Annotated in this window: 2 rRNA genes; both read left to right on the top strand. The window is 54.6% G+C overall.

What is annotated here, in order from left to right:
• Positions 1-112, top strand: a 16S ribosomal RNA gene (locus AB4Y93_RS28935); the annotation flags it as partial.
• A 131-nt stretch (positions 113-243) separates the two neighbouring features.
• Positions 244-360: ribosomal RNA gene (rrf, locus tag AB4Y93_RS28930) — 5S ribosomal RNA — on the top strand.
• Positions 361-367 lie beyond the last annotated feature (7 nt).

Genomic DNA, 367 nt, shown 5'->3' with positions numbered 1-367 from the left:
AAGCCGGTGGGGTAACCCGCAAGGGAGCCAGCCGTCGAAGGTGGGGTAGATGATTGGGGTGAAGTCGTAACAAGGTAGCCGTATCGGAAGGTGCGGCTGGATCACCTCCTTTCTAAGGAAATACCCGATCACGATGATGATCGGATAGGRAGCCTAGCTTCCAAACTACAGGCAGTAGTCGCAGCTCGTTGTCAGTTTTGAAAGAACAATTCGAGAGAATTGAATCTTTCAGGAAGTCATCCGTTTGGTGGCGATGGCGGAGGGGAACCACACGTTCCCATACCGAACACGACCGTTAAGCCCTCCAGCGCCGATGGTACTTGGACCGCAGGGTCCTGGGAGAGTAGGACGTCGCCAAGCAGGTGTT

It is taken from the genome of Paenibacillus sp. YAF4_2 (assembly GCF_052113225.1).
In the GTDB taxonomy this organism is placed as follows: domain Bacteria; phylum Bacillota; class Bacilli; order Paenibacillales; family Paenibacillaceae; genus Pristimantibacillus.
Note: the sequence above shows the minus strand (reverse complement) of the source record. Positions and strands in the feature narration are given on the sequence as shown.